The sequence below is a fragment of the Nocardia ninae NBRC 108245 genome (genome assembly GCF_007990755.1).
GTDB lineage: Bacteria > Actinomycetota > Actinomycetes > Mycobacteriales > Mycobacteriaceae > Nocardia > Nocardia ninae.
This window is the reverse complement of record NZ_BJXA01000006.1, coordinates 33683-53122: the sequence shown is the minus strand read 5'-3', so window position 1 is coordinate 53122 and position 19440 is coordinate 33683. Positions and strand designations below refer to the sequence as shown.

The 19440-nt window shown below is 64.8% G+C and carries 20 protein-coding genes and 1 pseudogene; 12 read left to right on the top strand and 9 right to left on the bottom strand.

The genetic code is table 11. The features are described from left to right. Positions 1 to 86: 86 nt before the first annotated feature. Together NN4_RS07020 and NN4_RS07015 are read left to right on the top strand one after the other, a co-directional pair. Positions 87 to 941, top strand: a pseudogene (locus tag NN4_RS07020) (dioxygenase family protein). 171 nt (positions 942 to 1112) lie between these two features. Next, complete coding sequence (locus tag NN4_RS07015) at positions 1113 to 1571, top strand: GNAT family N-acetyltransferase (RefSeq protein ID WP_186818308.1); 459 nt, start codon at positions 1113 to 1115, stop codon at positions 1569 to 1571. Between the two features lie 144 nt (positions 1572 to 1715). Here NN4_RS07015 and NN4_RS07010 read toward each other — a convergent pair whose 3' ends face one another. Next, on the bottom strand, positions 1716 to 2114 hold the full coding sequence (locus tag NN4_RS07010) for a DUF7144 family membrane protein (protein WP_135232633.1): 399 nt from the start codon (positions 2112 to 2114) through the stop codon (positions 1716 to 1718). Positions 2115 to 2533: 419 nt separating this feature from the next. On the opposite strand from NN4_RS07010, the gene nrdF reads away from it, so the two are divergent. Beyond that, positions 2534 to 3496 (top strand): class 1b ribonucleoside-diphosphate reductase subunit beta, encoded by a 963-nt coding sequence (gene nrdF / locus NN4_RS07005; protein ID WP_107658570.1) that lies wholly within the window; start codon positions 2534 to 2536, stop codon positions 3494 to 3496. A 63-nt stretch (positions 3497 to 3559) separates the two neighbouring features. Further along, positions 3560 to 3913 (top strand): LLM class flavin-dependent oxidoreductase, encoded by a 354-nt coding sequence (locus tag NN4_RS07000; protein ID WP_246180746.1) that lies wholly within the window; start codon positions 3560 to 3562, stop codon positions 3911 to 3913. 81 nt (positions 3914 to 3994) lie between these two features. On the opposite strand, the gene NN4_RS06995 is transcribed toward NN4_RS07000, so the two are convergent. Continuing rightward, positions 3995 to 4237: a hypothetical protein gene (locus tag NN4_RS06995; protein ID WP_107658573.1), complete on the bottom strand. Its 243-nt coding sequence runs from the start codon at positions 4235 to 4237 to the stop codon at positions 3995 to 3997. Between the two features lie 309 nt (positions 4238 to 4546). On the opposite strand from NN4_RS06995, the gene NN4_RS06990 reads away from it, so the two are divergent. Continuing rightward, positions 4547 to 5434 carry a DUF5753 domain-containing protein gene (locus tag NN4_RS06990; protein ID WP_147129147.1) on the top strand — a complete coding sequence of 296 codons (888 nt, stop codon included), beginning with the start codon at positions 4547 to 4549 and terminating at the stop codon, positions 5432 to 5434. Continuing rightward, a complete protein-coding gene (locus tag NN4_RS06985; RefSeq protein WP_228541263.1) occupies positions 5422 to 5625 on the top strand; it encodes a DUF397 domain-containing protein in 204 nt (67 codons plus the stop codon). The genes NN4_RS06990 and NN4_RS06985 overlap by 13 nt, the downstream gene beginning before the upstream one ends. Positions 5626 to 5799: 174 nt before the next feature. Here NN4_RS06985 and NN4_RS06980 read toward each other — a convergent pair whose 3' ends face one another. From NN4_RS06980 to NN4_RS06965, 4 genes are all read right to left on the bottom strand, one after another. Beyond that, positions 5800 to 6420, bottom strand: a complete 621-nt coding sequence (locus NN4_RS06980) for an FMN-binding negative transcriptional regulator (RefSeq protein ID WP_147129146.1) — start codon at positions 6418 to 6420, stop codon at positions 5800 to 5802. A gap of 73 nt (positions 6421 to 6493) precedes the next feature. Beyond that, entirely contained in the window at positions 6494 to 7570 is a 1077-nt protein-coding gene (mraY, locus tag NN4_RS06975) for a phospho-N-acetylmuramoyl-pentapeptide-transferase (RefSeq protein WP_147129145.1), read from the bottom strand. 281 nt (positions 7571 to 7851) lie between these two features. Then, positions 7852 to 9216, bottom strand: a complete 1365-nt coding sequence (gene mgtE / locus NN4_RS06970) for a magnesium transporter (RefSeq protein WP_147129144.1) — start codon at positions 9214 to 9216, stop codon at positions 7852 to 7854. A gap of 259 nt (positions 9217 to 9475) precedes the next feature. After that, entirely contained in the window at positions 9476 to 10018 is a 543-nt protein-coding gene (locus tag NN4_RS06965) for a hypothetical protein (protein WP_186818307.1), read from the bottom strand. A gap of 335 nt (positions 10019 to 10353) precedes the next feature. On the opposite strand from NN4_RS06965, the gene NN4_RS06960 reads away from it, so the two are divergent. The 4 genes from NN4_RS06960 to NN4_RS06945 all read left to right on the top strand — a co-directional run bounded on the left by NN4_RS06960 (position 10354) and on the right by NN4_RS06945 (position 14279). Next, positions 10354 to 11751: a glycosyltransferase gene (locus tag NN4_RS06960; RefSeq protein ID WP_147129143.1), complete on the top strand. Its 1398-nt coding sequence runs from the start codon at positions 10354 to 10356 to the stop codon at positions 11749 to 11751. Positions 11752 to 11989: 238 nt separating this feature from the next. After that, a complete protein-coding gene (locus tag NN4_RS06955) occupies positions 11990 to 12721 on the top strand; it encodes a class I SAM-dependent DNA methyltransferase (RefSeq protein WP_147129142.1) in 732 nt (243 codons plus the stop codon). 124 nt (positions 12722 to 12845) lie between these two features. After that, the gene (locus NN4_RS06950; protein ID WP_147129141.1) at positions 12846 to 13838 is read left to right on the top strand and encodes an LLM class F420-dependent oxidoreductase; all 993 of its coding nucleotides are present in this window, start codon (positions 12846 to 12848) and stop codon (positions 13836 to 13838) included. Between the two features lie 174 nt (positions 13839 to 14012). After that, entirely contained in the window at positions 14013 to 14279 is a 267-nt protein-coding gene (locus tag NN4_RS06945) for a hypothetical protein (RefSeq protein WP_147129140.1), read from the top strand. Between the two features lie 114 nt (positions 14280 to 14393). Here the strand turns inward: NN4_RS06945 and NN4_RS06940 are convergent, their stop codons facing one another. Further along, positions 14394 to 15197, bottom strand: a complete 804-nt coding sequence (locus NN4_RS06940) for a nucleotidyltransferase domain-containing protein (RefSeq protein ID WP_147129139.1) — start codon at positions 15195 to 15197, stop codon at positions 14394 to 14396. A 288-nt stretch (positions 15198 to 15485) separates the two neighbouring features. Then, positions 15486 to 15977: a DUF6463 family protein gene (locus tag NN4_RS06935; RefSeq protein ID WP_147129138.1), complete on the bottom strand. Its 492-nt coding sequence runs from the start codon at positions 15975 to 15977 to the stop codon at positions 15486 to 15488. Positions 15978 to 16064: 87 nt separating this feature from the next. Here NN4_RS06935 and NN4_RS06930 point away from each other — a divergent pair, with 87 nt between their 5' ends. Next, positions 16065 to 16676 (top strand): TetR-like C-terminal domain-containing protein, encoded by a 612-nt coding sequence (locus NN4_RS06930; protein ID WP_147129137.1) that lies wholly within the window; start codon positions 16065 to 16067, stop codon positions 16674 to 16676. Between the two features lie 71 nt (positions 16677 to 16747). After that, entirely contained in the window at positions 16748 to 17227 is a 480-nt protein-coding gene (locus NN4_RS06925; RefSeq protein ID WP_147129136.1) for a hypothetical protein, read from the top strand. Positions 17228 to 17300: 73 nt separating this feature from the next. Here the strand turns inward: NN4_RS06925 and nrdE are convergent, their stop codons facing one another. Continuing rightward, complete coding sequence (gene nrdE, locus NN4_RS06920; RefSeq protein WP_222595004.1) at positions 17301 to 19406, bottom strand: class 1b ribonucleoside-diphosphate reductase subunit alpha; 2106 nt, start codon at positions 19404 to 19406, stop codon at positions 17301 to 17303. Positions 19407 to 19440 lie beyond the last annotated feature (34 nt).

The window sequence follows — 19440 nt, the reverse complement described above, 5'->3', positions numbered from 1 at the left end:
ACAACCCAGTGAGCAGACATTTCGCACCTCGCGGCGACAACGAGGTACCCGAGCACGAGCGCGGGCTCACCCACGATCTGGGCGTCATGGTGTCGCGGCGGCGAGCAATGTTCTTCCTCGGTGCCGCCGGTGCCGCGACCGTCGCGGCAGGGTGCGCGCCGGCGACGACCACGGAGGTCGGCTCGACCACTGCGACCGCCTCCGGCGCGACGAACGGCACCGCGGCCGCGCCACAGGAGACCGCGGGACCGTATCCGGGTGATGGATCGAACGGACCGAATGTCCTCATCGAGTCCGGCGTGGTGCGCAGCGACATCACAACCAGCTTCGGCTCGTACTCCGGTACCGCCCAAGGCGTTCCGATGAACTTGCACATGACACTGCACGATCTGGCGAAGGATGGCGCAGCCGGTGCCGGCATGGCCGTCTATGTGTGGCACTGCGATCGAGCGGGAACCTACTCGCTCTACAGCGAAGGTGTCACCGACCAGAACTACCTGCGCGGCGTCCAAGTAGCGGATGCCGCAGGCAAGGTCGCCTTCACCTCGATATTCCCGGCCTGCTACGCCGGCCGCTGGCCCCACATCCACTTCGAGGTCTACGACTCCCTGCAAACCGCGGTTGCAGGCGAAAACGCCCGCCTCACTTCACAAATCGCCATCCCGCAAGACGCCTGCACCCAGGTCTTCGCCTACGACCCAGGCTACCAACAAAGCATCAGCAACCTGTCCCACATCACCCTCGCCTCCGACAACGTCTTCGGCGACGGATGGGACGCCGAACTAGCCACAGTCTCAGGAAATCCCGCAACCGGCATGACGGTCGCCCTGACCGTTGGTGTAGCGGAATAGCCGACAGATACCCAGTCCGGCAACTGCTCTGCCGGACAACCAGGTCCAGGCTCCGGACCCGTCGGCGATCGACCACCAACTCCCGGATAGAACCACACGTTGTCCCCCGCTGTGCTGAAATCCGTTGCTCGCGTCGCCCCGCCTCGATACCGTTGCGGCATGCCAGGTTGACGCTAGAGATTTCGATTCGTCCGGGGGCCCCGGGCTCCGCCTTTTCGTCCGTTCAGTCGCTGACCGATGGAACGAGACGAAGGGATTGCTATGGAAATCAGGCGGATTGCACGAGGTGAGGGTGCTGCGGTCGGCAAGCTGTGGGATCGCATGTGCCGGGAGTTGGTGGACGGCGGCCCGCTGACCGAGCGGGGATTGGTCGAACTGTCACGAATGCTCGATATGAGTGCGTGGCATCGGGACGCGTTCTGCCTTGTCGCGGTGGTGGATTCGACGATTGTCGGGTTCGTCAACGGGCGGGTCGACACAGGTGACGGGCTGCTGCCCGGGATGTGCGGCGAGATCGACTCGCTGTATGTGGTTGCCGGGCACCGCGGTTCGGGAATCAGCCGGGCGCTGGCGGAGGCCGCTGTCGCCTGGTTGCGCGACCGGGGCGCCGCCCCGATTCGCTATCTATCCTGCGCTGAGGCCCATGATGACCACCGCTTCTGGGTCGGTCTCGGATTCGAACCGGACATGATCTGCCTATCGCTCTATTCCAGCGAATAGTAGGCCGCAGTCGCTCGGCGAGTGGCACGTGGCTGTTTGGTTCACCGAGAAGACCTCTCCGTGGTGTGCCACTCGACGAGCAGGCGAGGACGTGAATCGGCCCCGGCACGCCGAAAGGGGTGCCGGGGCCGCGGGATTCGAGAGTTACCGGGCGGCGAGTTGGCGGGCCAGTGCCCAGATGACCAGGACATCGATGGCGATGATGACCAGCGCCCAGAAGGGGTAGATGGGGGCGAAGAGGAAGTTGTCCAGGATGCTGACCGACGCCATGACGATGCCGGCGAGGTAGCCCCAGGTTTTGCCGGTGACGATGCCGAAGCCGGCGATCAGCACGAGCACGGCGATCACCAGGTGGATCCATCCCCAGGCCGAGACATCGACCAGGAACACCTGATCCTCGGTGACCACGAAGATGTCGCGGCCTGCGATGGCGGCGACGGCGGTCAGCAGGTGCAGCACGCCGGTGATGAGGATCAGCACACCGGCGAAGATGGTCATGTCGTTGAGCACCGGGCCGGTCCGGACGGGGCCGGGACTAGTCATAACACACACTCCTTCCGAAACGCGTGGTACTTCTATCCGCCCAACGTAGCCCCTGATCAGGCAAAACCTGAGCAGGTGGGCGGGTGGGTCATCGGCGAGCGCTAACTACCGGGCCGGGCCGGGCAAACGTGCCGCGCCCCGATCAGGTCGTGGTGCCCCGCACGCGCCGAGCCACGGGCGGACGATTGGCAAACAATTGGCGATCTCACGCGGCGCGCCAGCACCGATGTGGCTGTTCGCGCGATCGTGCCGCAGAATAGGGGGCCGCACGCGATGGCTCCCGGCGTTTCTCGCCTCGGTGACACGCATCGCTGCGACACAAGGTGTTGTGCTGCACGGACTTGTCACCCACTAGGAGTAGTGTCCGGTGGAGAGAAGATCCGTCACGGCAGCGGGCTCGGGAAAGGTGTGGAGGCAGGATGAAACTGATCGATCGGGTATCGGCCATCAACTGGAATCGGGTGCCCGACGAGAAGGATGCCGAGGTCTGGGACCGGCTGACCGGCAACTTCTGGCTGCCCGAGAAGGTTCCGGTGTCCAACGACATCCCCTCGTGGGGCACGTTGACCACCGATGAGAAGCAGCTGACCATGCGGGTCTTCACCGGACTCACGCTGCTGGACACGATCCAGGGCACCGTCGGCGCGGTGAGCCTGATCCCGGACGCGCTGACCCCGCACGAGGAGGCGGTGTACACCAACATCGCGTTCATGGAGTCGGTGCACGCCAAGAGCTACAGCTCGATCTTCTCCACGCTGTGCTCGACCAGGGAGATCGACGACGCGTTCCGCTGGTCGGAGGAGAACCGAAACCTGCAGCGCAAGGCCGAGATCGTGCTGGACTACTACAACGGCGACGATCCGCTCAAGCGCAAGGTGGCCTCGACGCTGCTGGAGAGCTTCCTGTTCTACTCCGGCTTCTACCTGCCGATGTACTGGTCCTCGCGGGCCAAGCTCACCAACACCGCGGACCTGATCCGGCTGATCATCCGCGACGAGGCCGTGCACGGCTACTACATCGGCTACAAGTACCAGAAGGGTCTGGAGCTGGTCAGCCAGGCCGAGCGCGACGAGCTGAAGAACTACACCTTCGAGCTGCTGTTCGAGCTGTACGACAACGAGGTCGAGTACACCCAGGACCTCTACGACGAGGTCGGCCTCACCGAGGACGTCAAGAAGTTCCTGCGCTACAACGCGAACAAGGCGCTGATGAACCTCGGCTACGAGGGACTGTTCCCGAAGGACGAGACCGAGGTGAACCCGGCCATCCTGTCGGCCCTGTCCCCGAACGCGGACGAGAACCACGACTTCTTCTCGGGTTCGGGTTCGAGCTACGTCATCGGCAAGGCTGTGAACACCCAAGACGAAGACTGGGAGTTCTGAGCGATACCCCACTCGGCACGGCGGCGGATGCTTTCCGCCGCCGTTCCGCGTTTCGGGGATGGCGTGCGACGACGCAAACCCCTTGGCGTACCCCAGCTGCCGATCCACATCGGCGGCTCGAGTCGCGCCGCCGCGCGCCGGGCAGGCCGCCGCGGCGACGGATACTTTCCCGGCGGCATGCTCGGGCCGCACGAACGGGCGCGGCAACTCGACCTTGCCCGGACGGAAGCCGTTGCCGCGGGCCGTGATCCGGGAGCACTCGAGTACACCCGTTGGGGTTCGATCGACATGCCTGCCGAACGCGTCGACGGTCTCGCCACGGAAGGGGTGACCCGGATCGTCGTCGGCAGCACCGATCCCGACAACCCGTTCGACGAGCTGTCGCGCTTCGCCGAACGATTCGAGCTCGGCGGCTGACCCGCCGACCTCCCGGCCGCCGTCCTGCACCAGGGCGGCCGGGAGTTGGTGTGCACCGCGACGGTTTCGCCCCTGCCGCGCCTATGCCGAGTCGCGTTCCTCGAACCACCCCTCGCCGTAGACACTCCGGAGAATGTGCAGCACGTCCGCGCTGTCCGCGGCGAGGCCGTCGACGGCGAACCGGATAGCACCGACCGCGACGGTCAGCGAGCGCAGTTGCTCATCCATTCTTCGTGCTCGGTCGGCCAGTGTCGACAGTCCGAACTCCATGTGGGCCTCGCGATTTTCCATGGCTTCCAGTTGCCATTTCAGGTCCGCGTCCATCGTTATACAGCGCCTTTCCTGGAAGGAATTTATATTCTGGATTGTTCCTGTTGTGTTGTCGCACTGAGCAATTCGGCGAATCCGTAAACCTCCATTACAGTCTGCTGGTTGGATGAGCGCGGAAACCGATTCGCCGGGCGTAGGGGCTGGTCGGCTTTCCGAACACATGCAGTGCAACACCGCAGCCACACCGTCGGCACCCTTCCGAGACTGAGCTCTGTCGGTATTTCGGTGAGGTTCCACAGTCGCTGCCGCACTTGGGTTCCAAAATAGACCGCCATTCTTCAGCGACCCCTCGGAGATACAGCTATGACGACTGGCTCGACCCTTCCCCGTAGGCTATTGGCCCGCGAGCTCCGCCGAGCTCGCGCAGCGGCGGAGGTCAGCTCGGAAACCGCGCGGAACGCCATCGGCGTCAGCAAGCAAACGTTCTGGCGAATGGAGAGCGGGATTCCGATCAGGTTGAATCCGTTGTTCGTCAAACGGTTATGCGAGCTCTACGAGGTATCACCGGGGCTGACCCAGGTGCTACTGGCGCTGACCGAGGAGACGAAGACCAAAGGGTGGTGGCACACCTTCGACGAGTCGATACCCAGGGACTTCGGGCTGTTCGTCGGCTTGGAAGACGCGGCGCACCACATCATTTCGTATCAGACAACGTTTATACCTGGAATGTTGCAGACCGATGAGTACCGGCGCGCAATGATTTGGGTGGAATTTCCCAATATGCCGTCGCCAGAGGTGGAGACGACAATAAGGATTGCCGCACTGCGCCGGGACCGGCTGCACAGTGATACCAATCCCGTGACCCTGGATGTGCTGATCGATGAGTCGGCGCTGCGTCGTCCTACCGGCGGCACTGCGGTTATGGCCGGTCAATTGCGGCATCTCGCCGATGTCGCACAGCTGCCGAATGTTTCGGTGCGCGTGATGCCGGCATCGACTGGAACGTATCAGGGTTTGACAGTTGGAACATTCGTATTGCTGGAGTTCCCGCCGCACCCGACCGCGTATTTGACTGAGCCACCGGTGGTTTACGTCCAAGGTTTCACCGGAGATTTGTATTTAGAACGCCCGGAGGAGATTGCGGCGTATCGTGTTGTGTACACAGACCTCAAGCGTCTGGCGTTGGGTGAGACCGAAAGTCGCACTCTCATTCGAGAAATAGCAGAGGAGTTCTCCGCATGTACGATATGACTGACGCACACTGGTTCAAGAGCACCCACAGCAGCGCTGTGAAAGATTGTGTCGAGGTAGCACATCTCGACGGCGGATCGGTCGGCGTTCGCGACTCCAAGAACCCCACCGGCCCTGCCCTCGTCTTCAGCCCCGCCGCATGGGACACCTTCACCTCCAGCCTCGCGCAAGGTGATCTCGACAATCCGTAAATCCACCGTTCCACGAGACCCCCACTACCCGTGGGGGTCTCGCGCTGTGCGCTGTACACAGGCGTGCTCGCATCCCAAGTACCGACACATCTCGGCGATCACGTCTCGGTCCGCCACCACAGACCGCCCACTGAAGAGCGAGCCGCCGACATCCGAACCCTGCTGTCGCCGAGGTCAGATGCTCAGATCGTTCGCTTCCCGCATCGCATCGGCGGCGGCTTCCTGACCGTCGGCACCCATCCCTGAGATGACCCCACCGATGTCTGCGGCAGCACGGTTCTGGCTGAGCTTGAACTTGGCCTCCATGCGGGTGATCGACAATTCGATTCCGACAATGGCGTGCAACTGACCCGCGATGAACCGCTCCGGGGCGTCGTCGACCGACCATGGTTGTGGCCGCCCGGCCTCGTGGCGATCGGTAAGGTCACGGACAAGCCGCTCTACCCAGCCAGGGTCGTCGTGCACGGTGAGCTCCCCGTAAACGTGTGCCGTGACGTAGTTCCAGGTGGGCACCACGCGCCCGTGCTCGGCCTTGCTCGGGTACCAGGCCGGAGAAACGTACGCATCCGGGCCGCGCACTATGGCCAGCGCCTCGCCGATCACAGGTCGCCGCCACTGATCGTTGTTACGGGCGAGGTGACCACGAAGTTTCCCTGCTGCGCCGTCGTAGACGAACGGCAGCATGGTGGCGACCATGCCGTCAGGTGTCACGGTGATCAGATCCGCGGCACCCTGCTGGGTCAGCAGGGCGTCGACGGCCTGTTCGTCGGCGGCGAAATGTGCGGGTACGTACATTTTTCCAGCCTCATCCGCCGAGCTCCCCTACGCCAGTGCCGCTTCGACCACAGTGGACTGACGAATCGGTGAATCAGCCGATGGCGGCGAGGTATTCACCGTAGAACAGCATCAGCCCGACGGCGGCGGCGACGCCGGCCAGCAACCAGAAGCGGATGATCACGGTGGTCTCGGCCCACTTGCTGAGTTCGAAGTGGTGGTGGAACGGTGCCATCTTGAACAGTCGGTTGCGGGTGGTGCGGAACACCACGATCTGGAGGAGCACCGACAGGATCTCGGCGAAGAACAGGGCGCCGACCACCGCCATCAGCAACTCGGTACGGGTGGTGATGGACAGACCGGCCAGCAGGCCGCCCAGCGCCAGCGAACCGGTGTCGCCCATGAAGATCTTGGCCGGAGCGGCGTTCCACCACAGGAATCCGGTGCAGGCGCCGACACCGGCGGCACAGACCACCGCCAGATCGAGCGGATCGCGCACGTTGTAGCAGCCGGCGCCGGGCGTGACCGCGCAGGCATTGGTGTACTGCCAGAAGGTGATGATCACGTAGGCGCCGAGCGCGAAGCTCATCGATCCGGCGGCCAGTCCGTCCAGGCCGTCGGTGATGTTCACCGCGTTGGACCAGGCCACCACCAAGAAACTGACCACCAGCAGAAACCCGATCACGCCGAACGACACGGTGGCCACGTCCCGGACGTAGGACATGTGCCTGCTGCCCGGCGTCAGACCCGAACTCGCGGGGTAGCGCAGCGCGAGCACACCGAAAACCACTGCGGCGGTGAGCTGGCCGATGTACTTGCCGGTCGCGGTCAGGCCGAGATTGCGTTGCCTGCGCAGCTTGATGAGGTCGTCCAGGAAGCCGACCACGCCCAGCGCGGTGGCCAAACCGAGCACGAGCAACCCGGAGGCGGATACCCCCTCCCCGTCGTGCCGGATCCCGATCAGATGCGCCCCCAGGTATCCCGCCCACATGCCGACCAGGATCGCGATGCCACCCATCGTGGGCGTGCCGCGCTTGGCCTGGTGGCTGACCGGTCCGTCGGCCCGGATCTCCTGCCCGACATTTCGCCTGGCAAACAGCATGATCAGCAATGGTGTCAAGGTGATGGAAACCGCCAGCGCGATCATCGCCGAGAACAAGATCTGTCTCATTCGCCCCTCATGCGGCCGTCATCGAACTCTTCGTTCATTGAAACATCAACGCGCGGACTCGCTTTCACTGCCCAGCCGCCCGGCCACTGCTGCGGATCGCACCGCACAGCGCCGAGCGTCCAAGATCGCCCTCGCGAATGCACGACGTTAGCAAGCGTGCGAGATATGTGCTGTCACGTGAAGTTCCGCTACATGCCGAAGCCGCGGCCACCTTGGTACGGGTGGCCGCGGCTTGCCTGGGAGATCCGGTCAGCGCGAGTCGAACATGCGCCGACCAGCGCTCAGATACCGAGGACCAGCTTGGCGGTGGTGAAGTAGATGATGAGCCCGGTGGCGTCGACCAGGGTGGTGACCATGGGTGCGGACACCACTGCAGGGTCGATCCGCAGCTTCTTGGCGAGCAGCGGCATGGTGCCGCCGATGGTGGCGGCCCACCCGCAGATCAGCACCAGCGTGATGCCGACGACCAACGCGACGCGCAGGTCGACGAACAGCCCGCCGATCACCAATCCCGCCGCGGCGAGCATGGATCCGAGCACCAACCCGACCCGGCACTCGCGCCAGATCACCTTCAACAGGTCGGTGACCCGCACCTCGCCGACCGCGAGCGCCCGCACACAAGCGGTGGCGGCCTGGGCGCCCGCGTTGCCACCCGCGCCGATGAGCAGCGGAATGAACAGCGCGAGATGGGCGGCCTGCTGCAGCGTGCCCTCGAACATGTCGGTGACGCTGACCGTGAGGGTGGCGGCGAACAGCAACAGCAGCAACCACATCGCACGGTAGCGGGCCAGCTGGAACACCCCCGCCGCCATGTAATGGCCCTCCCACGGCGCCGAGCCGGCCTGCCTGGCCACGTCCTCGCTGTCCGCAGCCTCGATGACCTCGACGGCGTCGTCGATGGTGAGCAGGCCGACGAGCCGGTTCTCGCTGTCGACGACGGGCATGTTGATGTCGTTGGTCTCGCGCATCAGCCGGGCCGCCTTCTCCGCGGAGTCGGTGGCGCGGGCGCAGACGGGTTCGGTGACGACCAGCTCGGCGATCATCGTGTCCGGCTTGCTGAGCACCAGCTCACGCAGTTCGACGATGCCGGTGAGCCGCCTGCCCGCGTCCACCACGGGCAGCGTATAGACGGTTTCGGCGTTGGCACCCTTGGCGCGCACCATGCTCAGCGCCTCGGCGACGGTCAGGTTCTGCGGCAGCGCGACCACCTCGGGGGTCATGTACTGGCCCGCCGAACCCTCCGGGTAGCCGAGCAGCGCGGCGGTCATCCGGCGCTCGCGCGGGCTCAACCCGGCGAGTACCTTCTTGGCGACCTTGGCGGGGGCCTCGCGCAGCATGCGGGCCCGGTCGTCGGGCGCCATGCCCTCGATCAGGTCGCGGAAGCTCTGGTCGCGCAGGCCCTGCAGGATCTGCTGCTGGTCGACCGGTTCGAGTTCTTCGAAGACGGCCAGCGCCAGGTCCTTGTCGAGCAGCCGGAACGCCATGCCCGCCTGGACGGCGTCCATCCGGGCCAGCTGGTCGGCGATGACGTGCGGCGGATGGGTGTCGAGCCAGGCCAGCGCGGCGTCGACGCGGTGGGTGTCGGCGATGTCCTGCAGCGATTCGGACAGCGACGGACGTACTTCGATGACATCGGTCTGCGACATGGGGTGTCCTCAGCAATAAGCGTGAGTGAATGGGAGCGCGAAAATTCACACCGCGCGGGCGTCGGCCCCCACCGTCGCTGACTACTCAGGAATGCGAAGGGGCGACGCCGCGCGGCCTTCGACTGGGAGGTTCGCTGCGCATGGCAACCCCACCTCCTTCTCGTCGCTGCCGCAGACCTGACGTGTCCGCACCATCACTGAAACGTTGATCGGATGCGAAAGCATCCCTGTGCAGGATACAGCCAATCGGTTGAAGTGCTCACCACGAACGATCGTGCTGGTCAGTTGACCACTCCGGCGTGAGCGTGGCGGTGACGGCGGTCTCCGTGGCTAGCCAAGTGGGCACGTGATGCACCCAGTCGGGCACCGGACCTGCCTGCGCGCCGAAGAGGAAGAGGTGTGGCACGTGGTCACGCAGATGGTTGTGTACCTCGATGCGGTCATCGATCATGTGTGTGATGCCGAGGTCCGCGCAGTGCCCCGCCTTGTCGGCGCGCTTGCGGCAGAAGCGCAGGTTGTCGCGCGGGATTCCGGTGTGGTCATAGAAGTCGTGGTGGTCGAGCCATTGCCGGGTGCGCTGTTCGATCCGCACCCCGCACTTGGAGATCACCCACGCTCGACCTCCGAAGCGCCGGACCAGCCGGGGCAACACGTCGAAGGCGTCGGGGCTGGGCGGTGTGCGCAGTGCCTCGCCGAGGCCGCCGGAGAGGAATACCGTGTCGTCATCCCCCGGTCGCAGGGCTGCCCCCTGGATGACTCGGCCGAAATCGACGCCGAGTCGAGGTTGTTTCGCTGTTTTCATGTGCGTTCGAGCATGACTCGGACTACCCGGCCGACGCCAATGAATTTCGGGCCGCAGCGACGGCAGCGGTTCATCGACAGCAGCGGTCCGTGAAACCGACATGCCCAGCACGGGCAGCCAGTGATTTGCTGAGGACGAGTCATGCGTTCGAGGACTTTGCGGACCATGCGCCTCCTCCGCCGACAGCCAACAGACCGACTACTGGTCAAACGGTCGAAAACCGGTCTCATCAAGCGCAAAGTCCTCATCAAACCACATGCAACGATCCGGCTCTATGGCCGATAACGCATGGCCAGACGGGTGACGAAGCTATTAGCTACAAGTTAGCCTGTCGTATGACCAAAATACTGGCGTTCACGTCACCGGCCAAAGGACACCTGTATCCGGTCGCACCGGTTCTGGCTGAGCTGGTATCGCGCGGCCACGAGGTGACCGTGCTGACACTGCCCGGCAGCCGAGAGGCCTTGGATCCGTTCGGCATCACCGTGCGCGAACTGCCGCCCACGCTGGCGGCGAACACGCTCGACGACTGGGCGACCACGTCGCGGATCCCGGCCCTGCGCGCAGCCGTCCGCGCGCTGGTCGCCCGCATCCCGGACGAGATCCAGGCCCTGCGCAGCGCGATCATCGCCGAGCGGCCGGACGCGCTGCTGATCGACGTCACCGCACCCGGCGCGCAGATCCTGGCCTCGGCCAGTGGGCTGCCGTGGGCATCGTGGGCCGCGATGCTGCTGCCGATCCCCTCGCGCGACTCGCCACCGTTCGGACCTGGGTTGAGACCGCAGACGGACCTGCTCGGCCGGGTCCGCGACCGCAGCTTGCGCTGGTTTCTCACCCGGCGATGGAACGAAGTGCTGCCGCAGCTCAATCACATGCGCCAGTACTACGGACTGGATCCGCTGGACAACACCGAGGACTACCTGCGCCAGCCCACGCTGACGCTCAACTTCACCGCGCCGCCGTTCGACGACGTGCACAGCGACTGGCCGCCGACGGTGCACCAGATCGGGCCGGGCCTATGGGCGCCGGACGCCGAGCCACCGAGCTGGCTCGACGAGATCGACCGGCCGCTGGCAGTGGTCACCTGTTCGACCGAGTTCCAGGACGACGGCAGACTCGCGCAGGTCGCGATGGACGCGCTGGCCGACAGTGGGCTGTACACCGTCGTCACCGCGGGCGCCGTCGACGCCGCGACGTTGACTGTTCCGCCGAACGCGCGGGTCGAACAGTTCGTGCCACACCATCTGTTGCTGGATCGGGCTGCTGTCGTGGTCACACACGGCGGTATGGGCATTACCCAAAAGGCTTTGGCCGCAGGGGTTCCGGTGTGTGTGGTGCCGTTCGGGCGGAGCCAGTCCGAGGTCGCGCGGCGGGTGGTCACCAATGCGGCGGGCACCTGGCTGTCCGCCAAGCGGCTCACTGTCGCGCACCTGCGCGCCGGGATCGAAAAGGCGATGACCTGCCGGGACGGTGCGGCCCGGGTGGCCGCCGGATTTGCCGCTGCGGGCGGCACATTGCGCGGTGCCGAGCTGCTGGAACTGCACTTCGCCGGGCACGCGATCGAACACACCGCGTGGACCGGAACTACGCCGACGCACAGTTCGCACGTTTATCCGACGAACGAGGTGGCGCCGGAGATCACGCCCGAGCCGGACCCGATTGTCCTGCCGCCCAAGGATTCTCCGCCTACCGATGATCAGTACTGGACGACTTGGCAGCGTCGTGATCGTTGATCGGTCGGGATCGAACGCATAGTCGCACACCGCTGACCGTTCGGCGCGCTGCGATGTAACCGTATGAACCTACTGCCCGTTCGGCGGCCGCTGCACGCAGTCGGCTCGCCACACCGACGACATAGCGGTCGGCACACCGACGTCGCGGGGCGAGTGGATACCCGCGAGCCGGGCACCCTCGACACGACCGCGTGAAAAGCACGTGCGCCGTGCGCATTCGGCGCGGTACGTTCCGGCTATGGACGATCACTTCGGCGAGCAGGTAGCGGCACGGTACGACGAGTCGTCTGCAGCGATGTTCGAACCGGACGTCGTCGGACCGGCTGTCGACCTCCTCGCGGAGCTCGCCGACGGCGGCCGAGCCTTGGAGTTCGGCATCGGCACAGGCCGCATCGCGCTACCGCTCGCGCGCCGCGGCGTCCCGGTGCACGGCATCGACCTGTCGCAGGCGATGGTCGCCCGGCTGCGCGCCAAGCCCGGCGGCGACGCGCTCGATGTCACGATCGGCGACTTCGCGACCACCCGCGTGGACGGCCCATTCTCCGTCGCCTACCTCGTGTTCAACACCATCATGAACCTGACCACCCAAGCCGATCAGGTCGCCTGCTTCGCCAACGCCGCAACCCATCTCGCACCCGGCGGCTGCTTCGTCATCGAGGTCGGCGTTCCCGACCTGCGCAGTCTGCCACCCGGCCAGACCATGGTCCCGTTCCAGCGCAGCCCCACCCGCTGGGCCTTCGACCACTACGACGTCGCCACCCAGCAGATGAGCTCCAACTACATCGAAGTGATCGACGGCCGCGGCGAATTCCGATCCATCCCGTTCCGCTACGTATGGCCCGCCGAACTGGACCTGATGGCCCAACTCGCCGGCCTCCGCCTACGCCACCGCTGGACAGACTGGACCCGCACCCCCTTCACCCACGAAAGCCGCAAGCACGTCTCCGTCTGGGAGAAACCAGCAGCTTGATCAACCGGCCGACCGCTCCCCCACCCCGTCCCGCGCGACCAGCGTTGCGCCTGTCACCGCGCCTCGGTCGGCCCATCACGGGATGATTGGTTAGGTTTGGGGTACATACACGAAGGAGAAATCTGTGCGCTTCGGCATCTTCATCCCGCAGGGCTGGCGGCACGACCTGGTTGGTATCGAACCGGCGGAGCAGTGGCGGGTGATGCGGGACCTCGCGCAACGCGCGGACGCCGGTGACATCTGGGAGTCGCTGTGGGTGTACGACCACTTCCACACGGTTCCGGTGCCGACCGAGGAGGCGACGCACGAGGCGTGGACGCTCATGTCGGCGTTCGCGGCGTCCACCTCGCGGATCCGGCTCGGGCAGATGTGCACCGCGATGAGCTACCGCAATCCGGCGTATCTGGCGAAGGTCGCCGCGACCGTCGACCTGATCTCCGGCGGCCGGGTCGAGATGGGCATCGGTGGCGGCTGGTACGAACACGAATGGCGCGCTTACGGTTACGGGTTCCCGACGGCAGGCGAACGGCTCGCCCGGCTCGACGAGGGCGTGCAGATCTTCCGGCAGGCCTGGACCGAGGGCAAGGCCACGTTGAACGGCGTCCACTACCAGGTCGACGGTGCCATCGTGCGGCCACTTCCGTTGCAGGAAGGCGGGATTCCGCTGTGGATCGCGGGCGGCGGTGAGAAGAAGACGCTGCGGATCGCGGCGAAGTACGCCCAGTACACCAACTTCAGCAATGTGCCGGAAGAGTTCACGCAGAAGTCCGAGATCCTGCGCGCCCACTGCGCCGACGTCGGCACCGATTTCGACGCCATCGTGCGCTCCTCGAACTTCAACGCGGTGCTCGCTGCCACGGAAGCCGAGGTCGAAGAACGTCTTTCGGCGATCCAGGCAAAGTTGGTCCCGGCGATCGGCGACGATCAGGCCAAGGGTTACGTCGACGGCATGTTCCGCACCTCCGCCGCCACCGGCACCCCGGAGCAGGTCATCGAAAAGCTGTCCGCCATACGGGATCTCGGCCTCGGCTACGCCATCTTCAACTTCCCCGAGTCGGCCTACGACACCTCGGGTATCGAGCTGTTCGAGCGCGAGGTCGCGCCCGCTCTGCGCTGAGTGTGTGCGTTAGGCGGTCGCCCCGGAGGTGACCGCCTAACGCGTTCGCGCGACGAGGCAAGAGCAGACCGTCAGGAATGTGACGCCGGACACATTCTCCATCGCCATGGAACCGTCTCGGATGCTGCACGTCTAAAGCCATGAAAGACAACAGCATTCGAGACAGGAATTTCTATGAGACTCCGCACGGCCATCGTCGTCGCGTCCGCCGCGATCATGGGCTCCGGCCTGATCGCCGCCGGATCGGCCGCCGCCACCCCCGCCGCACCAGGTCTGCACGTACAACTGGACCAGCAGGCCGCCCCGTCGAACAACGGATGCGTGCCCCCACCGCTGGGCGCCGACGGCAAGCCCCTGCCCCCACCCCTCGGCCCCGACGGCCGCCCGCTGCCGCCCCCGTCCGACCTCGACGGCAAGCCCTGCCCGCCCCCTCCTGCCTGAGTTCCTGACCGCAACCGCTAGCGGGGGAAACAGGCGTGCCCCGGCCGTTGGCTCACGGCCGGGCCGCACAATTTCTCCGCCCAGGTAGGTTTCTCCACTCGTGCGCGGGAACGCTCAGGGTCGCGGGGTCTTCGCTCCGTGGACACGGAGGTACTCGATCGCCAACCAGTCGGCGAGGTCGTCGATGAGGAGATCCAGAACGGCGCAGTCGGCGGTCGGAGTGCGTGCGGTGGTAGCAGCAAGCCGCATCTGCGTTCCGCGTTCCGGGTAGTAATGGGCGAAGATCTCGGCCGATAGTTCGAGATCACTTGTCCAGCCGCCCCATTGCGGCATCACCAGGGTCAAGCCGGTGCGCACGATTCGGCGGGCGGCGGATCGGCTGAGACGCAAGGACTGGGCGGTGGTAAGTCCTGCGACGCGCTGGTCGCGCCAGGACGCGATCGCGTCGGGGAGATCCCCGTTGGTCTCCCGGGCCAGCATCGTGGTCGGCCGATATCGAGGAAGTTGCCGGGCAAGATCCTCGCCGAGTAGCGGAGTGCACAAGCACGCGACGAACCAACCAAGGTTGTACCGTTCCAGCTCACTCAACAACTTCGACGTGCTGGCGAGCTCTATTCCGACGCCATTGATCTGAGAGAAGGCATCGAGGGCTACGGCGAGATCGTCGGCGGCCGAGCGGTCACCGTCAGTGGGTTCGTCACGTAGCGCGATCAGCAGATCGAGGTCCGAGAGTGCCGGTATGGCGGTGCCGCGGGGGACGCTGCCGTACAGGTAGGCGCTGTGCATCCGGCGAACGCTGAAGCTCTCGGCAATCAGCGAACGTGCCCGATCCACGACCGGGACGAACTCAGGCTGCACCGCGCTCAGCGACCCTTCTCGCACAATGAATCCCGCATCGTCCACCCCTACCGCTCGCACATTGTCACCATGCAGGTGATCGTCTTTCCAGGCAACCGTATTGATGTGTCCAGACCCCGGTAACCGAGGCATGGAGATCACGGGAAATCACCATGCATTGGCACTGCTGAGTGGCGGCCAGGCGCGGCCATGACGATCGTAGTTTTTGACTGGCGGTATTCGAGAGACCCTGTTGGACAGGGGATCACGGCCTGGTGGCGGCGCCGTGCCACCACCAGGTCTCCGTGATCGGTCGACCGACGGCTCATGGGTTCGGTGTGCTGCCCAGCCGTGTTTCCGCTGAATTCCTCAGCGCGACATGCTGCTCAGTGCGGAACCTTCTGCGTCAGTGCCGAGAGGGAAGGTGGGGGTGGTTTTCTTGCTGTCACCGAGGATAAGGAAAGCACCGCATAGCAGGAGGGCCCAGGCGGGGGACGCGGGGACTGCGGTGGTCAGGAGTAGGGCCCAGATGAGGATTAGCCAGCCGATCCATCCTGGTACGCGGTGGTTTTGGCGGGCTGACCAGAGGATGTAGCAGCCGAGGACGAAGATGGGGACGCCGAAGCTGGCGAGGGAGATCCAGAGTGCTTCGGAGCGTTCGTATTGGGCGAGGGTGGTCGACTCATCGAGGGTGAAGGTGTTCCACCAGCCGTCCGACACGGCCTGCGACCACGTGTCGCGGACGCCCACCGGGGAGAGAACGATGTGCACGGCGCCGAAGGCGGTGGCTATCCAGCCGGCGACCTTGGTCGATCGCATGCCTCTCCAGCCGGCGGAGATGCGCTGTTCGGTGAGTTCCATGTGTCCTCCATCTGTCTGACCAGGCAAACGCCGCGATCAGATACGAGACTGTCAGTATCGATACTGACAGTCTCGTATGATGCCAGCATGTCGAAACCGAAACAAGCGGGAGGGCGTCCTCGGGATAGTCGGGTAGATCACGCCATCGCCGCTGCGGTCCGATCGCTGCTGGCCGAGCAGAGTTACGCGACGCTCACCGTCGATGCCGTGGCCGCGCGCGCCGAGATCAGCAAGGCGGCGATCTACCGCAGGTATGCGACCAAACAGGAGATGATCTTCGCTGTCCTGCTGCACGACCTGGACGAGGCCCCACCGGCCGATACCGGCTCACTACGCGGCGACATCACCGAGTTGGTCACCCGAATCAGCGACCAGCTCGCCCAGTCCGCCGCCGGTGTGATGGCCGGGCTGCTCGCCGACATCCACGCCGATTCGGCGCTGGCGGTCCGCTTCACCGATTCCTATCTCGCCGTGGAACGTTCGGTCATCACCACACTGCTCGACCGTGCGGTAGCGCGCGGCGAACTACCGCACCGCCCCGACCCCGCCCTCGTGCACGCCCTGCTCTTGGGCCCGCTCTTCGCCTGGCAGATCATGCTGGACGAAGACCCCACCCGCACAACAGTTCTCGCCAACGCGGTCGCACAGTCCGCCACCGCTGCCTTGACTTCAGGTGCCTTACCACCCAGCTCTACCTAGCGCCCGTGCCGAAATCGACTGGCAGGATGTCCACGACGGCGGGCTAAGGCAGGCATGAGGAAAGGTTGAACGTGGGCTGGAAAGTGAACGGCTTGATCGTCGAGGGATCGTTGGATCCGGCTCGGCTACCCGGACAACCACAGGACACCGGTGAAACCGTCGACCTGGACACCGTGCATCGGCGACCCTGCGACTATGGCATCACCGAGCTCGACGGCTGGACCTTCATCGCCGATCCTGCCCTTCGCGCGGCCTTCAATGATGAAGCAGCACTGGCACTTACATCCACCGGCCGCACGCTGGCCTGGGTGACGAACAGTGTCGCGACATTGCACGGCTTCGCGTGGTACGTCGACGGGAAACCCGTGCGCCGAATCATGTATGCCGAAGGCGTGCCGGTCGACGAGTTCGGCGACAGCCTCTCCGAGGAGGTCGCGGCGCCCGCCCCGCTCGGTGAGGACTACGTCTTCGAGATGATGCAGCGACTGACCGGGCGGGCGTGGGGCGACGCAGCGGACGCTCCGTACCACGTCTGGACGTGCACCGCATAGACCGTTCGACCGCGAAAGCCTCAGTGCGGCAATGGCACTGAGGCTTTCGCGAGTTACGGATCGGGTGTGTCTCCTACAGCATGCAGGACACGCAACCCTCGACTTCGGTTCCCTCCAAGGCCATTTGGCGCAGGCGGATGTAGTAGAGGGTCTTGATTCCCTTGCGCCACGCGTAGATCTGCGCGCGGTTGAGGTCGCGGGTGGTGGCGGTGTCCTTGAAGAAGAGGGTCAGCGACAGGCCCTGGTCCACGTGCTGGGTGGCGGCGGCGTAGGTGTCGATGATCTTCTCGTAGCCGATTTCGTAGGCGTCGTCGTAGTACTCGAGGTTGTCGTTGTCGAGGTAGGGCGCCGGGTAGTAGACGCGGCCGATCTTGCCTTCCTTGCGGATCTCGATCTTCGACGCCACCGGGTGGATGGAGCTGGTGGAGTGGTTGATGTAGGAGATCGACCCGGTCGGCGGGACGGCCTGCAGGTTCTGGTTGTAGATGCCGTGCTCCATGACCGAGGCCTTGAGCTCGAGCCAGTCGGCCTGCGTCGGGATCTGCACCCCGGCGTGGGCGAAGAGCTGGGCCACCCGCTCGGTTTTCGGCTCCCACACCTGATCGGTGTACTTGTCGAAGTACTCACCGCTGGCGTACTTGGACTCGGGGAAGCCACCGAAGTAGGTGCCGCGCTCCTTCGCGATCAGGTTCGACGCCCGAATCGCGTGGTAGACCACGGTGTAGAAGTAGATGTTGGTGAAGTCGATGCCTTCTTCGGACCCGTAGTGCACCCGCTCGCGAGCCAGGTACCCGTGCAGGTTCATCTGGCCGAGGCCGATGGCGTGCGACTCGTTGTTGCCCTGCTCGATCGAGGGCACCGAGTAGATGTGCGTCTGGTCCGACACCGCGGTGAGCGCCCGGATCGAGGTCTCGATGGTCTGCGCGAAGTCGGGTGAGTCCATCGTCTTGGCGATGTTGAGCGACCCGAGGTTGCACGAGATGTCCTTGCCCACCTTGGCGTAGGACAGGTCGTCGTTGAACACCGACGGCGTCGACACCTGCAGGATCTCCGAGCACAGGTTCGAGTGGGTGATCTTGCCCGCGATCGGGTTGGCCCGGTTCACCGTGTCCTCGAACATGATGTACGGGTAACCGGATTCGAACTGCAACTCGGCGATGGTCTGGAAGAACTCGCGCGCCTTGATCTTCGACTTGCGGATCCGCTTGTCGTCGACCATCTCGTAGTACTTCTCGGTGACGTCGATGTCGGCGAACGGCTTGCCGTAGATGCGTTCCACGTCGTACGGCGAGAACAGGTACATGTCCTCGTTCTTCTTCGCCAGCTCGAAGGTGATGTCGGGGATCACCACGCCGAGCGAGAGGGTCTTGATGCGGATCTTCTCGTCCGCGTTCTCCCGCTTGGTGTCCAGGAACCGGTAGATGTCGGGGTGGTGCGCGTGCAGATACACCGCGCCGGCGCCTTGGCGCGCGCCGAGTTGGTTGGCGTAGGAGAACGAGTCCTCCAGCAGCTTCATGATCGGGATGACGCCCGAGCTCTGGTTCTCGATCTTCTTGATCGGCGCGCCGTGCTCGCGAATGTTGCTGAGCAGCAGCGCGACACCGCCGCCGCGCTTGGACAGCTGCAGCGCGGAGTTGATGGAGCGCCCGATGGACTCCATGTTGTCCTCGATGCGCAGCAGGAAGCAGGACACCGGCTCGCCGCGCTGCTTCTTGCCCGAGTTGAGGAAGGTCGGGGTGGCGGGCTGGAAGCGGCCGTCGATGATCTCGTCGACCAGCTTGCCCGCGAGCACCTCGTCACCGGCGGCGAGGGTGAGCGCGACCATGCAGACGCGGTCCTCGAACCGCTCCAGGTAGCGCTTGCCGTCGAACGTCTTCAGCGTGTACGAGGTGTAGTACTTGAACGCGCCGAGGAAGGTGGGGAACCGGAATTTCTTGGCGTACGCCTGCTTGAACAGCTGCTTGACGAACGGACGGCTGTACTGGTCCAGTACCTCCGGCTCGTAGTAGTTCTCCTTCAGCAGGTAGTCCAGCTTCTCCTCCAGGTTGTGGAAGAAGACGGTGTTCTGGTTGACGTGCTGCAGGAAGTACTGATGCGCGGCCTCGCGGTCCTTGTCGAACTGGATCTCGCCGTTCGGGCCGTACAGGTTCAGCATGGCGTTGAGGGCGTGGTAGTCCATGACCTCGGCGGTGTCCGCACTGCGGGCGGCAGAC